The 2,517-nt window shown below is 72.9% G+C and carries 1 protein-coding gene; it reads left to right on the top strand.

The genetic code is table 11. The features are described from left to right. Positions 1-18: 18 nt before the first annotated feature. Positions 19-2,517, top strand: a 2,499-nt coding sequence (locus tag CED_RS21060; RefSeq protein ID WP_235187268.1) for a condensation domain-containing protein, incomplete at its 3' end; no start/stop codon positions are given.

Genomic DNA, 2,517 nt, shown 5'->3' with positions numbered 1-2,517 from the left:
GGGCGGGCGGATGCGCAGGTGAAGATCCGTGGTTTCCGGATCGAGCCCGGCGAGATCGAGGCCGTGCTGTCCGGGCATCCCGCCGTCGACCAGGTCGCGGTGCTCGCCCGGGAGGACCAGCCTGACCGCAAGCGACTGGTCGCCTACGTGGTGCCCGCCTCGGGCACCCGCTTCGATCCCGGGGAGCTCCGGGAGTTCGTGGCCGGGCGGCTGCCCGAGTACATGGTCCCCGCGGTGGTGGTCGAGGTGGCGGAGCTGCCGCTGACCGCCAACGGCAAGCTGGACCGCGCGGCGTTGCCCGCCCCCGACTTCGGTGCTCTGGCGACCGGGCGGGGGCCGCGCACCGCGGTCGAGGAGCGGTTGTGCGCCCTGTTCGCCGAGGTCCTGGACCTGGNGNNNGTCGGGGCCGACGACGGCTTCTTCGACCTCGGCGGCGACTCGCTGCTGGCCATGCGGCTGATCGCTCGCGTGCAGGCCGAGCTGAACGTCGGGATGGACATCCGCGCGCTGTTCGCCGAGCCCACCCCGGCCGGTGTCGCCGGGCTGGTCGGCGAGGGCGGCGCGGCCCGCGCCGCGTTGGTCCCGAGGCCCAGGCCCGACGTGATCCCGCTGTCGTACGGCCAGGCCCGGATGTGGTTCCTCAACCGGCTCCAGGAGGGCAGCGCGGTCTACAACACGCCGTACGCGCTTAACCTGAGCGGAGACCTCGACCGATCGGCGTTACAGGCGGCGCTGACCGATGTCGTGCGGCGGCACGAGGCCCTGCGCACCGTGCTCCCCGACACCGACGGTGTCCCCCGCCAGCAGATCCTGCGGGAGGACCCCGAACTCGTGATCGTCTTCGCCGCGGCGGAGGAGCTGCCCGGTCTGCTGGCGGCCGAGGCGGGCCGCGGCTTCGACGTCGGGCGTGAGCCGCCGTTGCGGGCCCGGCTGTTCGCGCTGTCCGAGCGGGAGCACGTGCTGTCGCTGGTCATCCACCACGTCGCGACCGACGCCTGGTCCATGAGCGTGCTGGCCAGGGACCTGCCCACGGCCTACGCGGCGCGGTCCCGCGGGCAGGCCCCGTCGTGGGAGCCGCTTCCGGTGCAGTACGCCGATTTCGCCATGTGGCAGCGTGACCTGCTGGGCGACGAGTCCGACCCGGACAGCCTGATCAGCGAGCAACTGGCCTACTGGCGCGAGGCACTGGCCGACCTGCCCGCCGAGCTCGCCCTGCCCGCCGACCGGCCGCGCCCGGCCGTGGCGAGCTTCACCGGTGGTGAGGTGCCGATCCGGATCAGCCCCGCGGTGCACGCCCGGCTCACCGACCTCGTGCGCGGCGGCCGGGGAACGCTGTTCATGGTGGTCCAGTCGGCGATCGCGGTGCTGCTGTCCCGGCTCGGCGCGGGCACCGACATCCCCATCGGGGCGCCGGTCGCCGGCCGCGGTGACACCGCGCTGGACGACCTGATCGGCTTCTTCGTCAACACCCTGCTGCTGCGTACCGACGTCAGCGGCGACCCCTCGTTCGAGGAACTGCTGGCCCGGGTGCGGGAGCGGAACCTGGCCGCCTACGCCCACCAGGACGTGCCGTTCGAGCGGCTGGCCGAGGAGTTCCGTGGCCGCGCCCGTCACCCCGTCTTCCAGGTCCTGCTGGCCTTTCAGAACGTGCCGCTGGACACGCCGTGGGAACTGCCGGGACTGACTGTGCGGCCGGTCCAGGGTGACGGGGACGCCGTCGAGTTCGATCTGTCCTTCAGCCTGGAGGAACGCAGGACCGCCGCCGGGACACCGGCCGGCATCGAGGGCGTGGTGCGCTACTCCGCCGACCTNTTCGACCGTTCGACGGTGCGGAGGCTGGCCGAACGTCTGCTGGGCGTGCTGGAGCGCGTCGCCGCCGATCCCACGCTGCGGGTCAGCCAGGTGCCCGTGCTGGGTGCGGACGAGCGTCACCGGGTCCTCCAGGAGTGGAACGACACCGGGGCCGCGGTGGCCGACGGCACGCTGACCGGGGCGTTCGCCGCCCGGGTGGCCGAGTGTCCCGACGCGGTGGCAGTGCTGGACCGGTACGTCACGCTGACCCACACGCACCCGGACACGGCGGCGAACTGGGTTGCGCAGGACCGGTACGTCACGCTGACCTACGCGCGCCTGGACACGGCGGCGAATCGGGTGGCGCGGGATTTGGTGGCGGCTGGGGTGCGGTCTGGTGATCGGGTTGGGGTGGTGATGGAGCGGTCGGTGGAGTTGGTGGCGGTGTTGGTGGGGGNGGTGAAGGTGGGGGCGGCGTATGTGCCGGTGGATGTGGAGTGGCCGGTGGTGCGGGTGGGGCGGGTGCTGGCTGAGGCGGGGGTGCGGGTGGTGGTGGCCGACGACTGGGCGCCTGATCTGCCCGAGTCTGTCGGGGTGGTGTGGGCGGGTGGCTGGGTGGATGGGGAGGGGGAGTGTGGGCCGCCGGCGGTGCGGGTGGGTGCGGATGATGTGGCGTATGTGATGTATACGTCGGGGTCGACGGGGGTGCCGAAGGGTGTGGCGGTG

Source organism: Frankia sp. CeD, from assembly GCF_000732115.1.
GTDB lineage: Bacteria > Actinomycetota > Actinomycetes > Frankiales > Frankiaceae > Frankia > Frankia casuarinae.
This window is presented reverse-complemented; position numbering and strand designations above follow the sequence as displayed.